Consider the following 17,154-nt stretch of genomic DNA (forward strand, 5'->3'; position numbering starts at 1 on the left):
TGGGACCCATGGCGCGGATCGTCGTACTGGACTACGGATCGGGGAACCTCCGCAGCGCGGAGCGCGCGCTGCGGCGGGTCGGGGCGGACGTCACCGTCACCGCCGACGCCGACGCCGCGCTGGAGGCCGACGGGCTCGTCGTGCCCGGGGTCGGGGCGTTCGCGGCGTGCATGAGCGGGCTGCAGGCGATCGGCGGGCCGCGGATCATCGAGCGCCGCCTCGCCGGTGGGCGGCCGGTGCTCGGGATCTGCGTCGGCATGCAGGTGCTGTTCGACCTGGGTGTCGAGTGGGACGAGCGCACCGAGGGGTGCGGGCAGTGGCCGGGCACGGTCGAGCGCCTCAAGGCCGACGTCCTGCCGCACATGGGCTGGAACACCGTGCAGGCCCCGGTCGGGTCGGCGCTGTTCCACGGCCTCGACGCCGACACCCGCTTCTACTTCGTCCACTCCTTCGGCGTGCGCCGCTGGGAGATGACCGGGTCCGAGGTGCTGCGCCCGCCGCTGGTCACCTGGGCCCACCACGGCGAGGACTTCGTGGCGGCCGTCGAGAACGGCGCGCTCGCCGCCACGCAGTTCCACCCGGAGAAGTCCGGCGACGCCGGGGCGGCCGTGCTGCAGAACTGGCTGCGCGACGTCGTCGGCTGATCAGCGGCCGGTGAACGCCCGCTCGCGCAGGTCGTAGCGCAGCTCGCGGCGCCCGTCGCGGATCCCGTCGACGACGAGCCCCACCAGTTCGTCGACGGTGGCGCCCGCCGCCATCGACGGGGCGGTGCCCTCGACCGCGCGGTCGGCGAGGCCGGTCTCGATGTGCGGGGGCCGGATGTCGAAGACGGTGACACCGGCGCGGCGCTGCTCCTGGCGCAGCGCGGTGAGTCACGCCGACAGCCCGGCCTTGCTCGCGGTGTAGGCGGCCATGCCGGCGGTGGGGTGGTCGGCGAGGATCGCGCTGAGCACCGCGACCGTGCCGTCGCCCTCCAGTCGCGGCACCGCCGCACGGACCATCGCCATCGGCGCCATCGTGTTGACCGTCAGCAGCTGCTCGGTGACGAGGTCGCCCGCCTGCTCCGCCGGCCCGAAGGCGGCGATCCCGAACGCGACGACGAGCACGTCGAGGCCCCCGAGCAGCTCGGCCGCCTCGTCGACGACGGCGGCGCAGCGGTCGAGGTCGAGGGCGTCGAAGACCAGCGTGGGGGCGTCCAGGCCGACGGCGTCGAGCCGGCCCGCGTCGCGCCCGGCCAGCACCAGCCGTGCGCCGCGGGCGTCGAGCGCCCGCGCGATCGCCGCCCCCAGCACGCCGCTCGCCCCGGCCACGAGCACACGGGCCCCGTCGAGTTCCATACTCCTCACGCTAGGACCGAAACCTTCCGGGCGCGCGGCGACTCCTCCCCGGTGGAGCGACGAGGGAGTGGTGGGCATGGAGCAGTTCGGGCCGTACCGGCTGGAGGAGCTGGTCGGGCGCGGTGGGATGGGTGAGGTGTACCGCGCGTACGACACGCGCCGCGACCGCATCGTCGCCCTCAAGCGCCTCCCCGCGCACCTCGCCGCCGACCCGGACTTCCGCGCGCGCTTCCGCAAGGAGGCCGCGATCGCGTCCCGGCTGACCGAGCCGCACATCGTCCCGATCCACGACTTCGGCGAGATCGACGGCCGGCTGTTCCTCGACATGCGCCTGGTCTCCGGCCGCGACCTGTCGGCCGTGCTCGCCGAGGAGGGCCCGCTGGCTCCCGGGCGGGCGGTCGCGCTGGTCGCCCAGGTGGCGAGCGCCCTGGACGCCGCGCACGCCAGCGGGCTGCTGCACCGGGACGTGAAGCCGGCGAACGTGCTGGTCACGGGCGACTTCGCGTACCTCGCCGACTTCGGCGTGGCCCGCGCGGTCGACGGCTCCCGCGACTCCGCGCTCACCGCCACCGGCGCCACCGTCGGCACGCTGGGCTACATGGCGCCCGAGCGCTTCCTCGGCGACCGCGTCGACCACCGCTCCGACGTCTACGCCCTGGCCTGCGTGCTGGTCGAGCTGCTGACGGGGCGCGGGCCGTTCGCGGGCGTGAGCGGCCCGGCGCTGATGCACGCGCACCTGTCCACCGAGCCGCCCGCGCCGAGCCGCACGGTGCCCGGCGTCCCGCCCGCCCTGGACGCGGTGATCGCGCGGGGCATGGCGAAGAACCCCGAGCACCGCTACGGCAGCGCGGGGGAGCTCGCCGCGGCCGCGACGGCGGCGGTCACCGGCGCGGCGTCCACCAGCGCGCCGTCCACCAGCGCGCCGTCCACCGCGACGCCGGGCACGCAGGTGCACCCGGGCGGCCCGACGGCGGTCCCGGCCTGGCCCGGGCAGCCCCAGTCCGCAGCGCCGACCGGGTGGGGAGGCCCGTACTCCGCGCCCCAGCACACCCCGCCCCCCGGCCGGACCCGCGTCGGTCCGCCCGCGGGCACCGGGTACGGCCCACCGGCGCCGACGTACGCGGCCTCGGCCCACCAGCAGCCGGGCGGCACGCAGCAGGGCTACGGACCGCCCCCGGGGTACGGCGGGCAGCAGGGGTACGGAGGGCAGGCGGGCTACGGCGGGTCCCCGGGTACGCCCCCCGCACGCCGCAACCGCCTGCCCCTGGTCCTCGGCGCCGCCGCACTGGTCGTCGCGCTCGTCGTCGCCGGGATCGTGTTCTGGCCGCGCGGCAGCACCCCGACCGGCACCGACCCCGTGGCCTCGGGCAGCTCGGACACGGGCGGCGTCACCGGCGGCGACCCCGCCGTCACCCCGGCGAGCCCGTCGAGCCCGCTGCTCGCGCGGCTCGAGCCGGAGGGCTTCTACGCCGAGACCTGCACCGGCATCCCGATCACCGACGGCGCCACCGAGCAGATCCGCTGCACCTCCAACGACACCACGGCCGTGCCGATCCTGGTGTTCCAGCAGTTCGGCGACGTCCCGACCTACGCCGGGTCGCTCGCCACCGTCGACACCAACACCACCGGCGAGGACGAGGACTGCGCCATCGGCGGCGACACCTCCGTCGAGTACGCGGGCTACGACCTCGTCTGCGGCACGACGACGTTCGAGGACGGCACCACCGGCTACGTCGTCGCCTGGGGCACGCGGACGTCGATGGTGCAGGGGTTCGCGGCGGGCCCGGACCCGGCCGCGGTCTACACGTGGTGGCTGTCGAACACCCCCTTCTGACCGGGTCGGTAGGCTCCGCACCGTGACTTTCGTGTTGCTGCCCGCGGTCGACGTCGCCGACGGTCAGGCCGTGCGCCTGGTCCAGGGCGAGGCCGGCTCCGAGACCGGTTACGGCGAGCCCCGGGAGGCCGCCCTGCAGTGGCAGCAGGACGGTGCGGAGTGGATCCACCTCGTCGACCTCGACGCCGCCTTCGGGCGCGGCTCCAACGCCGACCTGCTGGCGTCGGTCGTCGGGGAGCTGGACGTGCAGGTGGAGCTCTCGGGCGGGATCCGCGACGACGAGTCGCTGGAGCGCGCGCTGTCCACCGGGTGCGCGCGCGTCAACCTGGGCACCGCGGCGCTGGAGCACCCCGAGTGGTGCGCGGCGGCCCTCGCGAAGCACGGGGAGCGGATCGCGGTCGGGCTCGACGTGCGCGTCACCGATCAGGGCCACCGCCTCGCGGCCCGCGGCTGGACCACCGACGGCGGCGACCTGTGGGAGACCCTCGCCCGCCTCGACCGCGACGGTTGCGCGCGCTACGTCGTCACCGACGTCAGCAAGGACGGGATGCTCAAGGGCCCCAACACCGAGCTGATGCGCGACGTCGCGGCGGCCACGCCCGCGCCGGTGATCGTCTCGGGCGGCATCTCGGAGATCTCCGACCTGGAGGCGCTGGCCCGGGTGGCGGCCGAGGGCGTCAACCTGGAGGGCTCGATCGTCGGGAAGGCGCTGTACGCGGGCCGCTTCACGCTGCCCGAGGCGCTGGCCGCGATGCGCGCGGTCGCCGACCGCGGAGCCAGTACCCAGCAGGCGGGCTGAACCGACTTAGCTCTGGACACCCATACGCAACACCGACCGGTGCGCATGGGTGCTCAAAGCAAAGGGCGCGGCTCAGTAGGGTTGTGCCCGTGAGCGTGGCCGTGCGTGTGATCCCCTGCCTGGACGTCGACGCCGGGCGGGTCGTCAAGGGCGTCAACTTCGCCGACCTGCGCGACGCGGGCGACCCCGTCGAGATGGCCCGCGTCTACGACGCCGAGGGCGCCGACGAGCTGACGTTCCTCGACGTCACGGCCTCGTCGGGCGAGCGCGCCACGATGCTCGACGTCGTCCGCCGCACGGCCGAGCAGGTGTTCATCCCGCTCACGGTCGGCGGCGGCATCCGCGCCACCGACGACATCGACGTGCTGCTGCGCAACGGCGCCGACAAGGTCTCGATCAACACCGCGGCGATCGCCCGCCCGGAGCTGCTGCACGAGGCGAGCCGGCGGTTCGGGTCGCAGTGCATCGTCCTCTCGGTCGACGCCCGCACCGTGCCCGCCGGCGAGGCGCCGACGCCCTCGGGCTGGGAGGTCACCACCCACGGCGGGCGGCGCGGCACCGGCATCGACGCCGTGGAGTGGGCGGCGCGCGGCCAGGAGCTGGGCGTCGGGGAGATCCTGCTCAACTCCATGGACGCCGACGGCACCCGCGCCGGGTTCGACCTGCGCATGATCGAGGCCGTCCGCGCCCGCGTCGACGTCCCGGTGATCGCCAGCGGGGGAGCGGGCGAGGTGGGGCACTTCGTCCCGGCCGTACGCGCCGGCGCCGACGCCGTGCTCGCGGCCACCGTCTTCCACTTCGGCCACTTCCGCATCGGCGACGTCAAGCAGGCGCTCAAGGAGGCGCAGGTGGAGGTGCGATGACGCGCGTCCTGCACTCCGCGCTCGACCCGGCGATCGCCGCCCGCCTCAAGCGCGACGCCGACGGCCTGGTCTGCGCCGTCGCCCAGCAGCACGGCACCGGCGAGGTGCTGATGGTCGCCTGGATGGACGACGAGGCGCTGCACCGCACCCTCACCACCCGCCGCGCCACGTACTGGTCGCGCTCGCGCGGGGAGTACTGGGTGAAGGGCGAGACGTCGGGCCACGCGCAGGCCGTGCACGAGGTGCGGCTGGACTGCGACGGCGACGCCATCGTCGTGGTCGTCGACCAGACCGGGCCGGCGTGCCACACCGGCACCCGCACCTGCTTCGACGACGACGTGCTGCTCGCGCCGTCCTACGAGTCCGGGTTCGTCGACCCCCGCGGGCGCGGTCAGGACGGGTCGAGCGGCCCGGTCAGGTAGCGCTGGACCGTCGGCGCCACCGCGGCGACGACGGTGGCCCGGTCGGCCGAGGCCAGCGGCTCCAGCTTCACGACGTAGCGCACCAGCCCCATGCCGATCAGCTGCGAGCCGACCAGCGACGCCCGCAGCTCGGGCCGGTCGGGCGCGACCACGCCCACGATCCGGGCCAGGATCACGCGCGTCACGAACTCGCGCAACATCCGCGCGGCGGCCTCGTGCGAGGCGACCGACCGGATGACCGAGGCCAGCGGGGCGCCGCCGGTGGCGTCCCAGATCGACAGGAAGCGGTGCACGAGCCGCTCGCCGAGCTGCTCGCGCTCGCCGGCCAGCACCTCCGGCATGACGACGGCGGGGTCGAACGGGATGTCCAGCGAGGCCGTGAACAGTGCCTCCTTGCCGCCGAACCAGTGGTTCACCATCGCCGCGTCGACGCCGGCGCGCTCGGCGATGTGCCGCACGGTCGCGCCCTCGTAGCCGCGCTCGGCGAACGCGGCGCGGGCGGCGTCGAGCAGGGCCGAGCGGGTGTCGTCGCCGCCGCTGCGGCGCCCGCGGCGACGGACGCGGGGCGGATCGTGAGGGGCGGCCACGCGCCCAGTCTGCCTCCTCGCCCGCCCGCGGCGACCCCGCCTGCGAGGATGGGGGCATGACCGCGATCTCCGCCGCCCGCTCGCTGGGCGCGGTCACCCCCAGCCGCGAGGAGTTCCGCGAGCTGGCGGCCGGGCACCGGGTCATCCCGGTCTCGCGCCGCCTGCTCGCCGACGACGAGACCCCCGTCGGGGTCTTCCGCAAGCTGGCCGGTGACCGCCCCGGCACGTTCCTGTTCGAGTCCGCGGAGAACGGTCGCTCCTGGTCGCGGTGGTCGTTCGTCGGCGCCCGGTCAGCGGCGGCGCTCACCGTCGTCGACGGGCGGCTGACCTGGACCGGGGACGTCCCCGCCGGTCTCCCCGTCGACGGCGACCCGCTCGCCGCGCTGCGCACCGTCGTCGAGGAGCTGCACAGCGAGCCGCTGCCGGGGCTGCCCCCGCTCACCGGCGGGATGGTCGGCTACCTGGGCTACGACGTGGTCCGGCGCCTGGAGCGGCTGCCGTCGCTGGCCGTCGACGACCTGCAGATCCCGGAGCTGGTGATGCTGCTGGCCACCGACCTGGCCGCCGTCGACCACCACGAGGGCACGATCACGCTGATCGCCAACGCGATCAACTGGGACGCCAGCGACGAGCGCGTCGACGAGGCCTACGACGACGCCGTGGCGCGGCTCGACCGGATGACCGCCGACCTCGCGGCGCCCTCCCCGTCGACGGTGGCGGTCTACGGGCCCGGCGAGCCCAAGTTCACCCGCCGCCGCACGCCCGTCCAGCACCACGCGGCCGTCGAGGTCGCGAAGGAGCAGATCCGGGCGGGCGAGGCGTTCCAGGTGGTGGTGTCGCAGCGGTTCGAGACGGCGTGCGACGCCGACCCGCTCGACGTCTACCGCGTCCTGCGCGCCACCAACCCCAGCCCGTACATGTACCTGCTCGACCTCCAGGCCGCCGACGGCAGCCGCTTCCACATCGTCGGGTCCTCGCCCGAGGCGCTGGTCACCGTCGTCGACGGGGTGGCGACCACGCACCCCATCGCCGGCACGCGCTGGCGCGGCGCCACCGAGGAGGAGGACATCCAGCTCGAGAAGGACCTGCGCACCGACGAGAAGGAGCGCGCCGAGCACGTCATGCTCGTCGACCTCGGGCGCAACGACCTCGGCCGCGTCTGCGAGCCGGGCACCGTCAAGGTCCACTCGTTCTTCTCCGTGGAGCGCTACAGCCACGTGATGCACCTGGTGTCCACGGTGACGGGACGCCTGCGCGCCGGCCGCAACGCCTTCGACGCCGTCACGGCCTGCTTCCCGGCCGGCACGCTGTCCGGGGCGCCCAAGCCGCGCGCGATGGCGATCATCGAGGAGTTGGAGCCGACCCGGCGCGGCCTCTACGGCGGGATCGTCGGCTACCTCGACTTCGCCGGCAACGCCGACACCGCCATCGCCATCCGCACCGCCCTGATCCGCGACGGCGTGGCGTACGTGCAGGCCGGCGGGGGCATCGTCGCCGACTCCGACCCGGTCGCCGAGGACGCCGAGTGCCTGAACAAGGCGCGCGCGGTGCTGTCCGCGGTGGCCACGGCGGCGACGCTGCGGCCCGCGCACGGCCGCCCCTCGTCGTGACGGGCGGGCACACGACGGGCGGGCGCCTGCTCGGGCCGGTCTGCGCCGGGCTCGGGGCCGCGGCCGCCGCGCTCTGGGGCGGCTCGCAGGCGGTCTGGTATCGCGTCACGGCCGCCGTGGCCGGGGGCGGGCAGCAGGTCGTCGAGGTCACCGGGGCGCAGGCCCGGCCCGCGCTCGGCGGGGTGGCGCTGTTCGCGCTGGCCGCCGTGGCGGGCGTCGTCGCCACCGGGGGAGTGCTGCGCCGCGTCGTCGGCGGGCTGCTGGTGCTCGCGGGCGGGGCGGTCGCGGTCACGGCGGTGCTGTCGCTGCTGGTCACGCCGTTCGCCACGGACGGGTCGGTCCCCGCGGTGGCGGGCGTCGACGTCGAGGCCCTGCGCTACGCCCCCACCACCACGACGCCCGCGCCGCTGCTCGCCGTGCTCGGCGGGGTGCTCCTGCTGGCCGCGGGGGTGGTCGTGCTGCTGCGCGAGCGGCGGTTGCCCCGTCTGGGTGCCCGCTACGCCGCACCCGGCGCACGCCCCGCACCGACCGACCCGGACCGCGCCGCCTGGCAGGACCTCGACGCCGGTCGGGACCCGACCGTGGGGCCTGGTTAGCATGACCGGCGCGTGAACATCCGGCCCGACGGGCTGTGGAAGGGGGCGTAACCGCATGGACCACGGCACCGAGGGCGTCCGCACCGGCAGTGTGCTCGACTCCATCGTGGACGGCGTCCGCGCCGACATGGCGGTGCGCGAGAGCGCCGTCGACTTCGCCGAGATCAAGCGCCGCGCAGCCGCCGCGCCGCCCGCCCGCGACGTCATGGCCGCGCTGCGCGCGCCGGGCATCGGGGTGATCGCGGAGGTGAAGCGGCGCAGCCCGTCGAAGGGCGACCTGGCCACGATCACCGACCCGGCCGAGCTCGCGGCGTCCTACGCCGAGGGCGGCGCGCGGGTGATCAGCGTGCTCACCGAGGAGCGCCGCTTCGGCGGCTCGCTCGCCGACCTCGCGGCCGTGCGCTCCCAGGTCGACGTGCCGGTGCTGCGCAAGGACTTCGTCGTCAGCCCGTACCAGGTGCACGAGGCGCGCGCCTACGGCGCCGACCTGGTGCTGCTGATCGTCGCGGCGCTGGAGCAGAACGCGCTCGACTCGCTGCTCGACCGCGTCGAGTCGCTCGGGATGACCGCACTCGTCGAGGTCCACACCGAGGAGGAGGCCGACCGCGCGCTGGAGGCCGGCGCCAAGGTCATCGGCGTCAACGCGCGCGACCTGCACACCCTCAGCGTCGACCGCACGGTCTTCGGCCGGATCGCCCCCGGCCTGCCCAACGACGTCATGCGGATCGCCGAGTCCGGCGTCCGCGGCCCGGGCGACCTGCTCACCTACGCCGGGTGGGGCGCCGACGCCGTCCTGGTCGGCGAGGGCCTGGTCACGAGCGGCGACCCGCAGGCCGCGGTCCGCGGCCTGGTGGCGGCCGGATTCCATCCCTCGTGCTCGCGCGTGGTCCGTTGACCTAGGCTCGCGGGGTGAGCACCTCCGTACAGGCCTCCGACGGCATCTCGACGCCGTCGGGACACGAACCCGACGCGCGCGGGCACTTCGGCCGCTACGGCGGGCGCTTCGTCCCGGAGGCGCTGGTGGCCGCGCTCGACGAGCTCGCCACCGCCTACGAGAAGGCCCGCGGCGACCGCGAGTTCCTCGACGAGCTCGACCGCCTCCACCGCGACTACTCCGGCCGGCCCTCGCCGCTGACCGACGCCACGCGGCTCTCGGAGCACGCGGGCGGCGCCCGGATCCTGCTCAAGCGCGAGGACCTCAACCACACCGGTTCGCACAAGATCAACAATGTGCTGGGCCAGGCGCTGCTGACGAAGCGGATGGGCAAGAAGCGGGTCATCGCCGAGACCGGGGCGGGCCAGCACGGCGTCGCCACGGCCACCGCGTGCGCGCTGCTGGGCCTGGAGTGCGTCGTCTACATGGGCGAGGTCGACACCGAGCGCCAGGCGCTCAACGTCGCCCGGATGCGGCTGCTCGGCGCCACGGTGGTCCCGGTGAAGACGGGCTCGCGCACGCTCAAGGACGCCATCAACGAGGCCCTGCGCGACTGGGTGACCAACGTCGACGAGACGCACTACCTGCTCGGCACGGTCGCCGGGCCGCACCCGTTCCCGATGATGGTGCGCGACTTCCACCGCGTGATCGGCCTGGAGGCGCGCGAGCAGGTGCTGGAGCGCACCGGGCGGCTGCCGGACGCGATCGCCGCCTGCGTCGGCGGCGGCTCGAACGCCATCGGGATCTTCCACGCCTTCCTCGACGACGCCGACGTGCGGCTGGTCGGCTTCGAGCCCGGCGGCGACGGCGTGGAGACCGGCCGCCACGGCGCCACGCTCACGGAGGGCTCGCCCGGCGCGTTGCACGGCGCGATGAGCTACCTGCTGCAGGACGAGGACGGGCAGACGTCCGAGTCGTACTCGATCTCCGCGGGGCTCGACTACCCCGGCGTCGGCCCCGAGCACGCGCTGCTCAAGGACATCGGCCGCGCCACCTACGAGCCCGTCACCGACGCCGAGGCCATGGAGGCGTTCGCGCTGCTGTGCCGCACGGAGGGGATCATCCCGGCGATCGAGTCGGCGCACGCGATCGCCGGCGCGCTGCGCCTGGGCCGCGAGCTCGGGCCCGACGCCGTCGTGCTGGTCAACCTCTCCGGGCGTGGCGACAAGGACGTCGACACGGCCGCGAAGTGGTACGGGATGATCGCCGAGGGCGAGGCGGCCGCCGAGGCGAGCGGCACGGCGATCGCGGAGGGTGCGGTGGCGCCCTCCGTCGACACGCTCGCCGCGCAGCCCTCGCCCGCCGGGTCCGACACGGGCGCGGTGCAGTCGTGAGCGGCGCCGGGGACGTCTTCGCCGCCTGCCGCGAGCAGGGGCGCGGTGCCCTGGTGGGCTACCTGCCCGCCGGCTACCCGACCGTCGATGCGTCGGTCGACCTGCTGAACGCGATGGTCGAGGGCGGGTGCGACCTGCTGGAGGTCGGCGTCCCGTACTCCGACCCCGTGATGGACGGGCCCACGATCCAGGCCGCGGCCGAGACCGCGCTGCGCGCCGGCTTCCGGCTGCGCGACGTGCTCACCGTCGTCGAACGCGTCGCCGCCGCGGGCGGGCGCGCGGTCGTCATGACCTACTTCAACCCGGTCCTGCGCTACGGCGTCGACGCGTTCGCGCGCGACCTCGCGTCCGCGGGCGGGCTCGGCCTCATCACCCCCGACCTCATCCCCGACGAGGCCGACGAGTGGCTCGCCGCCTCCGACGCCCACGACCTCGACCGGGTCTTCCTGGTCGCGCCGTCGTCCACGGAGGAGCGGATCGCGTCCACCACCGCTGCGTCCCGCGGGTTCCTCTACGCCACCTCGGTCATGGGCGTCACCGGTGCCCGCGACGCGGTCGGCGGTGCGGCGTCGGAGATCGTCGCCCGCTGCCGCCCGCACACCGCCCTGCCGATCGGCGTCGGGCTGGGCGTGCGTTCGGGGGCGCAGGCGGCCGAGGTCGCCGGGTTCGCCGACGGCGTGATCGTCGGGTCGGCGTTCGTCACGGCGGCGGAGTCCGGCGGCTCCGACGGGGTGCGCGCGCTGGCCGCGGAGCTCGCGGCCGGCGTCGCGAGCGCCCCCGCGCGGGTCTGAGCGGCGACCGCCCGCACGGGCGGCGCGGGGGCGGGCGCTAGCGTGGAGCCGTGAGTCCCCTCGTCACCACCGTGCTGGCCGCCATCCCGAGCCCCGACCGCGGGGTGTGGATGCTCGGCCCGATCCCGATCCGGGCGTACGCGCTGTGCATCATCGCCGGCATCATCGTGGCGGTCATGTGGAGCGAGCGGCGGTTCGTCGCGCGCGGGGGCGAGGCCGGCGTCGTCACCGACGTGGCCGTGTTCGCGGTGCCGTTCGGGCTGATCGGCGGCCGGCTCTACCACGTCGCCACCGACTGGCACCTCTACTTCGGGCCGGGCCGCAACCCGATCGAGGCGCTCTACATCTGGCAGGGCGGCCTGGGGATCTGGGGCGCGGTGGCGTTCGGCGCGGTCGGCGCCTGGATCGGCTGCCGCCGCCGGGGTGTCCCGCTCCCGTTCTTCGCCGACGTCGTCGCGCCCGGGATCGTGGTGGCGCAGGCGATCGGGCGGCTGGGCAACTGGTTCAACCAGGAGCTCTACGGCGCCCCGACCACGCTGCCGTGGGGCCTGGAGATCTACCAGCGCGTCGACCCGGCCACCGGGGCCCCCGACGACCTGGGCGGCATCGCACTCGACATGACGCCGATCGGCACCTACCACCCGACGTTCCTCTACGAGCTGCTGTGGAACCTGGGCGTCGCCGCGCTCGTCGTGTGGGCCGACCGCCGCTTCCGGCTGGGCCACGGCCGGGCGTTCGCGCTCTACGTCGGCGCGTACTGCGTCGGCCGGTTCTGGATCGAGCTCATGCGCACCGACCCGGCCACCGAGGTGTTCGGCGGGATCCGGATCAACAACGTGGTGTCGGTCGTGGTGCTGCTGGGCGCGGTCGCCTACTTCGTGCTGGCGCCCAAGGGCCGCGAGGACCCGCCCGCGGCGGCGGCGCCGGACGGGCCGGGGGAGAAGGAGCTCGAACCCGCGGAACCGGACGACTCGGCGTCCGGGCGCACGTCCTGACCATGGCGTTCGGGGGCTTCGGCGAGGACGCCGTCGAGTTCTACGACGGCCTGCTCGCCGACAACTCCAAGGCCTACTGGACCGACCGCCGGGCCGTCTACGAGCGCGACGTCCGCGCCCCGATGCAGGAGCTCCTCGCCGCGTGCGAGCCCGAGTTCGGTGCGGGCAAGATCTTCCGGCCCTACCGCGACGTGCGGTTCTCCGCCGACAAGACGCCGTACAAGACGCACTGCGGGGCCACCGCGGGCGGGTTCTACGTGCAGGTCGGCAGCGAGGGCCTGATGGCCGCGGGCGGGTACTACCGGATGGCGCCGGACCAGGTGGCGCGCTTCCGCACGGCCGTCGACGACGAGCGCCGCGGTTCCGACCTGCAGGCCCGGCTCGCGGCGCTGGCCGACCACGGCGTCGCCACGGCGGGGGAGCAGCTCAAGACGCGCCCGCGGGGCGTCGACCCCGACCACCCGCGCCTGGACCTGCTGCGCCACAAGTCGCTCTACGCCTGGCGGGAGTGGCCGCCCGACGACGTGCTGCACGGCCCGGAAGCGCTCGAGCGCGTGGTCGGGACGTGGCGCGCGGCGACGCCGCTGCTCGAGTGGCTGACCGACCACGTGGGTCCCAGCGACCAGCCGCGCCGGTAGCGCCGAACGTTCATCCCACCGCCCTTCCTGATCGTTCCAGAGAGCGGTCTAGAATCAGGTCCTGTGACCCGTCGCACCAAAATCGTCTGCACCATCGGACCCGCCACCGCGACCCCGGACCGCATCCGGGAGCTCGTCCAGGCGGGGATGGACGTCGCCCGGCTGAACTTCAGCCACGGCAACCGCGACGACCACAAGCGCGTCTACGAGATGGTCCGCGAGGCCGCCGACGCCGAGGGCCGGGCCGTCGGCATCCTCGCCGACCTGCAGGGGCCCAAGATCCGCCTCGGCCGCTTCGCCGCGGGGCCCACGGAGTGGCGCACCGGCGAGGAGGTGCGGATCACCGTCGAGGACGTCGCGGGCACCCACGACCGCGTCTCGACCACCTACAAGGGCCTTGCCGCCGACGCCCGCCCCGACGACCGCCTGCTCGTCGATGACGGCAAGGTCGGCCTGCGGGTCACCGCCGTCGACGGCCTCGACGTCGTCTGCCGCGTCACCGAGGGCGGCCCGGTCAGCGACAACAAGGGCATCTCGCTGCCCGGCATGAACGTCTCCGTGCCCGCGATGAGCGAGAAGGACATCGCCGACCTGGAGTTCGCCCTCGACCTCCGCGTCGACGTCGTCGCCCTGTCGTTCGTGCGCAGCCCGGCCGACATCGACCTCGTCCACAAGATCATGGACGCGAAGGGCGCCCGGCTGCCGGTCGTCGCGAAGCTGGAGAAGCCCGAGGCCGTCGACAACCTCGAGGCCATCGTCCTGGCCTTCGACGCCGTGATGGTCGCCCGCGGCGACCTCGGCGTCGAGCTGCCGCTGGAGCACGTGCCGCTGGTGCAGAAGCGCGCGATCCAGATCGCGCGGGAGAACGCGAAGCCGGTGATCGTGGCGACCCAGATGCTGGAGTCGATGATCACCAACTCGCGCCCGACCCGCGCCGAGGCGTCCGACGTCGCCAACGCGGTGCTCGACGGCGCCGACGCGGTGATGCTGTCCGGCGAGACCGGCGTCGGCCGCTACCCGATCAAGACAGTCCGCACGATGGCGCAGATCATCGAGGCCGTCGAGGACGGGCCGGTGAACGTCCCGCCGCTCAACCACGTGCCCCGCACCAAGCGCGGCGTGCTGTCCTACGCGGCCCGCGACATCGGCGAGCGGCTCTCCGCCCGCGCGATCGTCGCGTTCACGCAGTCCGGCGACACCGTCCGCCGGCTCTCGCGGCTGCACACCCGGCTCCCGCTGCTCGCGTTCACCCCGACGCCCGAGGTGCGCAGCCAGCTCGCGATGAGCTGGGGCGTGGAGACGTTCCTCGTCGACTTCGTCGAGTCGACCGACGCCATGGTGCGCCAGGTCGACCACGCGATGCTGTCCATCGAGCGCTTCCAGCCCGGCGACCTCGTCGTCATCGTCGCCGGGTCGCCGCCCGGCACCGCCGGCTCCACCAACCTCATCCGGGTGCACCGCCTGGGTGAGGAGGACATGGGCTAGCCGACCGAGGGCTCATCCCGCCAGCGGTGACCCCGTCTCCAGCAGCGACTTCATATCGCTGAGCACCCAGGCGTGCCCGCCGCCGCCCGAGCCGCCCACCGTGCCGGTGACGACGGCGGCGAGCTGCGGCGCGCCCTCGAGCTCGTGGGTGAGGGTCAGCGCGCAGAACCCGCCGAGGTCGACGATCTCGTGCGTGATCCGCGAGGGCGGCTCGGCCGCGGTGCCCGGGTCCATGAGCATGCGGAACGTCGTCACCAGGCGGTTCGGCGGGTCGGCCTCGATGACCTCGCCCTCGACGACGACGTCCGGGCACGGGAAGCCCTGCGCGGACGCCGCGGCCTTGAACTCGTCGTTGGCACGCACCTCGTAGGCGCCGCCCGGGCGCAGGTCGTAGTGCGCGTAGCCGGTGTAGCCGTAGCGGTTGGTCCACTCCGGCTTCGTGATGGCGTCCCAGATCGCCTGGGGGGTGGCCTTGATGTAGACGCGGTGGACCTGGGTGGTGGTCAGGGTCGAGGTCATGACGGGTTCTCCAGTTCGTTCTTGAGGTCGAGGAGCGCGGTGACCCGGCGCTCGGTGAACTTGTCGATCCAGCGGTCGTGGACCACCCGGATCGGCACGGGGTTGAGGAAGTGCCGCTTCTCGCGCCCGGACTTCACGCTGACGACGAGCCCGGCCTCCTCCAGCACCTTGAGGTGCTTCATGACGCCGAACCGCGTCATCTCCAGCTCCGACTCGAGCTCGGTCAGCGTGCGGCCGTCGCGGGCGAAGAGGCGGTCGAGCAGGTGGCGGCGCGTCGGGTCGGCGAGGGCCTTGAAGACCCGGTCGTCGTCGTCCATGCCGTCGGCCACGCGAGAAAGATAGGTGACTAAAAGGTCACATGTCAACGGTCGGCCCGCGACCTGAGAGGATGCCGGGCGTGAGCACCTCCACCGAGCCCGAGCTCGCCGCCGACGGGATGCCGCGCGGCCAGGCCGTCCTCGACGCGCTCGTCGACCTGCTGGACCTCGAGCAGCTGGAGGTCAACCTGTTCCGCGGGGTCAGCCCCCCGCAGAGCCCGACCCGCGTGTTCGGGGGGCAGGTCGCCGCGCAGGCGCTGGTCGCGGCCGGGCGCACGGTGCCCGACGACCGCGAGGTGCACTCGCTGCACGCCTACTTCATCCGGCCCGGCGACCCTCGCGTGCCGATCGTCTACGAGGCCGAGCGGGTCCGCGACGGCCGTTCGTTCACGACCCGCCGGGTCCTCGCGATCCAGCACGGCGAGGCCATCTTCTCCCTGTCGGCGTCGTTCCAGCTGCCGCAGGACGGGCTGGAGCACAGCACCCCCGCCCCGGTCGACGTGCCGGGCCCGCTGACGCTGCCCGACCTCGGCCAGCGCGTCGCCGAGGGCCGAGGCGCCGGTTGGATGAGCCAGATCCCGCGGCCGCTGGACATGCGGTTCGTCGACGAGCCGGTGTGGTCCGACGACCGCGTCGACGCGTCGGAGGAGCCGAACCGGGTGTGGATGCGCGCCGACGGCCGCCTGCCCGACGACCGCCTCCTGCACGTCTGCCTGCTCACCTACGCGAGCGACCTCACGTTGCTGGGCTCGGTCCTCGCCCGCCACGACCGCTCCGAGCAGCCGGTGCAGATGGCGAGCCTGGACCACGCGATGTGGTTCCACCGGCCCTTCCGCGCCGACGACTGGCTGCTCTACACCACCTTCTCGCCCGCCGCGTCCGGGTCGCGGGGGCTGGCGACGGGCCGGTTCACGACCGAGGACGGCACGCTGATCGCCACCACGGTGCAGGAGGGGCTGGTGCGGGTGCCACGGGGCTGACGCCCGTGGTCGGTGCTGAGGGCGCGTGGATGCGGTGGCCGGCGCCGTCCTGCGGAGTTCCCGCGCGCTGAACCTGCTCCCGCGGGCTCCCGGGGGCGCGCGGGAGCTGGGAACGCGCGCGGCAGACGGGAACGCGCGCGGGAAGGGCACCGCTGCCTCCGCCGGCCTGCGATGGAGTCAGCCTGGGGGATTGCGCTTGCGCACCTGTCCCGCGCGGCGACGACCGGAGTTGAACCGCTGAATGCAGTGGTTTGTGCCGTCTCGGCGTTCCTGCGCGCTGAACCTGCTCCCGCGGGCTCCCGGGGGCGCGCGGGAGCGGGGAACGCGCGCGGCAGACGGGAACGCGCGCGGGAAGGTCGGGTCGATGCACGTTCGGCTCGTCGTGTCCGGAACGGCCCGTCGATCCAGGAGACCGCGCTACCGTTCTGGCGTGCGGCGGGTGGTGTCGGTGCTGGTCGGGGTGCTGCTGTGCGCGTCGCTGGCCGGTTGCGTGCGGGAGACGGCGGGGGCTGCGACCTCGCCCGAAGCGCCGGCCACCGAGGTACGACTCCCTCCGCGGCCGCGCGACATCGACATCCGCAACGTCGACCCCTGCTCGTTGCTCACTGAATTTCAACGCGCAGAGTTAGGTCTCGACGGGGAGCCGAACTACGACGTCGCCCGCTCGCCGCTGTTCGAGGGGCCAGAACCCGCCTGCACGACCAGCGGTTACTCACCGCGGGCTGTCGCCGTGGGAGTGGCACTTCCTCACGACGGGCTAGGAGCCGACGCCTTCGCTGCGTATCGGGTGCGATCGACGGTCACGATCATCGAGGTCCAGGGCTTTCCGGCCGTTCAGGCGGTGCAGCCGGAATCGGTGACGTCCTGCACGGTCGTGGTCGACCTCGCGCCGGGGCAGGCGATGAACGTCCAGTATCGCGACGGTGGCGGGCGACCGCCTGTACCTCCAAGCGATCTGTGCCCGGGCGCTGTCGACGTCGCTGACGCAGCCATGCGAACACTTCTCGAGCTCGCGTAACTCATTCGCGATCGCACATCGCTTCGCCGATCGCCCTTCTGCACACCGTCCGCGATCTAGCCTGCGCTCCACCTGCTTGGGCTCGGCGTTCTGGA

Annotated in this window: 19 protein-coding genes; 15 read left to right on the forward strand and 4 right to left on the reverse strand. The window is 74.2% G+C overall.

Annotation, left to right across the window (positions count from 1 at the left end; all coding sequences use genetic code 11):
* Window positions 1-8: 8 nt before the first annotated feature.
* The gene (gene hisH / locus I4I82_RS26105; protein ID WP_218592146.1) at window positions 9-644 is read left to right on the forward strand and encodes an imidazole glycerol phosphate synthase subunit HisH; all 636 of its coding nucleotides are present in this window, start codon (window positions 9-11) and stop codon (window positions 642-644) included.
* A 228-nt stretch (window positions 645-872) separates the two neighbouring features.
* On the opposite strand, the gene I4I82_RS26110 is transcribed toward hisH, so the two are convergent.
* Complete coding sequence (locus tag I4I82_RS26110; protein ID WP_218592145.1) at window positions 873-1,337, reverse strand: SDR family NAD(P)-dependent oxidoreductase; 465 nt, start codon at window positions 1,335-1,337, stop codon at window positions 873-875.
* Between the two features lie 76 nt (window positions 1,338-1,413).
* Between I4I82_RS26110 and I4I82_RS34665 the strand changes: the two genes are divergently transcribed.
* From I4I82_RS34665 to hisI, 4 genes are all read left to right on the forward strand, one after another.
* Window positions 1,414-3,171 carry a serine/threonine-protein kinase gene (locus I4I82_RS34665; protein WP_275948781.1) on the forward strand — a complete coding sequence of 586 codons (1,758 nt, stop codon included), beginning with the start codon at window positions 1,414-1,416 and terminating at the stop codon, window positions 3,169-3,171.
* A 22-nt stretch (window positions 3,172-3,193) separates the two neighbouring features.
* Window positions 3,194-3,970, forward strand: coding sequence for a bifunctional 1-(5-phosphoribosyl)-5-((5-phosphoribosylamino)methylideneamino)imidazole-4-carboxamide isomerase/phosphoribosylanthranilate isomerase PriA (gene priA / locus I4I82_RS26120; RefSeq protein ID WP_218594146.1), 777 nt, complete (start codon window positions 3,194-3,196; stop codon window positions 3,968-3,970).
* An 89-nt stretch (window positions 3,971-4,059) separates the two neighbouring features.
* Window positions 4,060-4,833, forward strand: coding sequence for an imidazole glycerol phosphate synthase subunit HisF (gene hisF / locus I4I82_RS26125; RefSeq protein ID WP_218594147.1), 774 nt, complete (start codon window positions 4,060-4,062; stop codon window positions 4,831-4,833).
* Window positions 4,834-4,841: 8 nt separating this feature from the next.
* Window positions 4,842-5,255, forward strand: coding sequence for a phosphoribosyl-AMP cyclohydrolase (gene hisI / locus I4I82_RS26130; protein WP_218594150.1), 414 nt, complete (start codon window positions 4,842-4,844; stop codon window positions 5,253-5,255).
* Here the strand turns inward: hisI and I4I82_RS26135 are convergent.
* Window positions 5,225-5,842 (reverse strand): TetR/AcrR family transcriptional regulator, encoded by a 618-nt coding sequence (locus tag I4I82_RS26135; RefSeq protein ID WP_218594148.1) that lies wholly within the window; start codon window positions 5,840-5,842, stop codon window positions 5,225-5,227. The two genes, hisI and I4I82_RS26135, sit on opposite strands and share 31 nt — an antisense overlap.
* A 56-nt stretch (window positions 5,843-5,898) precedes the next feature.
* On the opposite strand from I4I82_RS26135, the gene I4I82_RS26140 reads away from it, so the two are divergent.
* From I4I82_RS26140 to pyk, 8 genes are all read left to right on the forward strand, one after another.
* A complete protein-coding gene (locus I4I82_RS26140) occupies window positions 5,899-7,452 on the forward strand; it encodes an anthranilate synthase component I (protein WP_218594149.1) in 1,554 nt (517 codons plus the stop codon).
* Window positions 7,449-8,048: a Trp biosynthesis-associated membrane protein gene (locus tag I4I82_RS26145; RefSeq protein ID WP_218596098.1), complete on the forward strand. Its 600-nt coding sequence runs from the start codon at window positions 7,449-7,451 to the stop codon at window positions 8,046-8,048. The genes I4I82_RS26140 and I4I82_RS26145 overlap by 4 nt, the downstream gene beginning before the upstream one ends.
* A 55-nt stretch (window positions 8,049-8,103) precedes the next feature.
* A complete protein-coding gene (trpC, locus tag I4I82_RS26150; RefSeq protein ID WP_218591904.1) occupies window positions 8,104-8,943 on the forward strand; it encodes an indole-3-glycerol phosphate synthase TrpC in 840 nt (279 codons plus the stop codon).
* A gap of 14 nt (window positions 8,944-8,957) precedes the next feature.
* A complete protein-coding gene (gene trpB, locus I4I82_RS26155; RefSeq protein ID WP_218591905.1) occupies window positions 8,958-10,316 on the forward strand; it encodes a tryptophan synthase subunit beta in 1,359 nt (452 codons plus the stop codon).
* Window positions 10,313-11,107 carry a tryptophan synthase subunit alpha gene (gene trpA / locus I4I82_RS26160; RefSeq protein WP_218591906.1) on the forward strand — a complete coding sequence of 265 codons (795 nt, stop codon included), beginning with the start codon at window positions 10,313-10,315 and terminating at the stop codon, window positions 11,105-11,107. Before trpB ends, trpA begins: the two co-directional genes overlap by 4 nt.
* A 50-nt stretch (window positions 11,108-11,157) precedes the next feature.
* On the forward strand, window positions 11,158-12,102 hold the full coding sequence (gene lgt, locus I4I82_RS26165; protein WP_226370254.1) for a prolipoprotein diacylglyceryl transferase: 945 nt from the start codon (window positions 11,158-11,160) through the stop codon (window positions 12,100-12,102).
* A gap of 2 nt (window positions 12,103-12,104) precedes the next feature.
* Window positions 12,105-12,740 carry a DUF2461 domain-containing protein gene (locus I4I82_RS26170; RefSeq protein WP_218591907.1) on the forward strand — a complete coding sequence of 212 codons (636 nt, stop codon included), beginning with the start codon at window positions 12,105-12,107 and terminating at the stop codon, window positions 12,738-12,740.
* A 63-nt stretch (window positions 12,741-12,803) separates the two neighbouring features.
* Window positions 12,804-14,225, forward strand: coding sequence for a pyruvate kinase (pyk, locus tag I4I82_RS26175; RefSeq protein ID WP_218591908.1), 1,422 nt, complete (start codon window positions 12,804-12,806; stop codon window positions 14,223-14,225).
* A gap of 12 nt (window positions 14,226-14,237) precedes the next feature.
* Here the strand turns inward: pyk and I4I82_RS26180 are convergent, their stop codons facing one another.
* Complete coding sequence (locus I4I82_RS26180; protein WP_218591909.1) at window positions 14,238-14,744, reverse strand: SRPBCC domain-containing protein; 507 nt, start codon at window positions 14,742-14,744, stop codon at window positions 14,238-14,240.
* A complete protein-coding gene (locus I4I82_RS26185) occupies window positions 14,741-15,061 on the reverse strand; it encodes an ArsR/SmtB family transcription factor (RefSeq protein ID WP_218591920.1) in 321 nt (106 codons plus the stop codon). Before I4I82_RS26185 ends, I4I82_RS26180 begins: the two co-directional genes overlap by 4 nt.
* Before the next feature lie 71 nt (window positions 15,062-15,132).
* On the opposite strand from I4I82_RS26185, the gene I4I82_RS26190 reads away from it, so the two are divergent.
* On the forward strand, window positions 15,133-16,041 hold the full coding sequence (locus I4I82_RS26190) for an acyl-CoA thioesterase (protein ID WP_218591910.1): 909 nt from the start codon (window positions 15,133-15,135) through the stop codon (window positions 16,039-16,041).
* Window positions 16,042-16,471: 430 nt separating this feature from the next.
* Window positions 16,472-17,059 carry a DUF3558 domain-containing protein gene (locus tag I4I82_RS26195; RefSeq protein WP_218591911.1) on the forward strand — a complete coding sequence of 196 codons (588 nt, stop codon included), beginning with the start codon at window positions 16,472-16,474 and terminating at the stop codon, window positions 17,057-17,059.
* The last annotated feature ends 95 nt before the right edge of the window (window positions 17,060-17,154 follow it).

It is taken from the genome of Pseudonocardia oceani, from assembly GCF_019263585.2.
GTDB classification, from domain to species: Bacteria; Actinomycetota; Actinomycetes; order Mycobacteriales; family Pseudonocardiaceae; genus Pseudonocardia; species Pseudonocardia oceani.

What these genes read in the sequence shown, in the direction of transcription:
- trpC (WP_218591904.1), top strand. Translation starts at nt 8,104, where the DNA reads ATGGACCACGGCACCGAGGGCGTCCGCACCGGCAGTGTGCTCGACTCC.
- I4I82_RS26170 (WP_218591907.1), top strand. Translation starts at nt 12,105, where the DNA reads ATGGCGTTCGGGGGCTTCGGCGAGGACGCCGTCGAGTTCTACGACGGC.
- I4I82_RS26110 (WP_218592145.1), bottom strand. Translation starts at nt 1,337, where the DNA reads ATGGAACTCGACGGGGCCCGTGTGCTCGTGGCCGGGGCGAGCGGCGTG.
- hisH (WP_218592146.1), top strand. Translation starts at nt 9, where the DNA reads ATGGCGCGGATCGTCGTACTGGACTACGGATCGGGGAACCTCCGCAGC.
- I4I82_RS26180 (WP_218591909.1), bottom strand. Translation starts at nt 14,744, where the DNA reads ATGACCTCGACCCTGACCACCACCCAGGTCCACCGCGTCTACATCAAG.
- I4I82_RS26185 (WP_218591920.1), bottom strand. Translation starts at nt 15,061, where the DNA reads ATGGACGACGACGACCGGGTCTTCAAGGCCCTCGCCGACCCGACGCGC.
- I4I82_RS26140 (WP_218594149.1), top strand. Translation starts at nt 5,899, where the DNA reads ATGACCGCGATCTCCGCCGCCCGCTCGCTGGGCGCGGTCACCCCCAGC.
- I4I82_RS34665 (WP_275948781.1), top strand. Translation starts at nt 1,414, where the DNA reads ATGGAGCAGTTCGGGCCGTACCGGCTGGAGGAGCTGGTCGGGCGCGGT.
- I4I82_RS26190 (WP_218591910.1), top strand. Translation starts at nt 15,133, where the DNA reads ATGCCGGGCGTGAGCACCTCCACCGAGCCCGAGCTCGCCGCCGACGGG.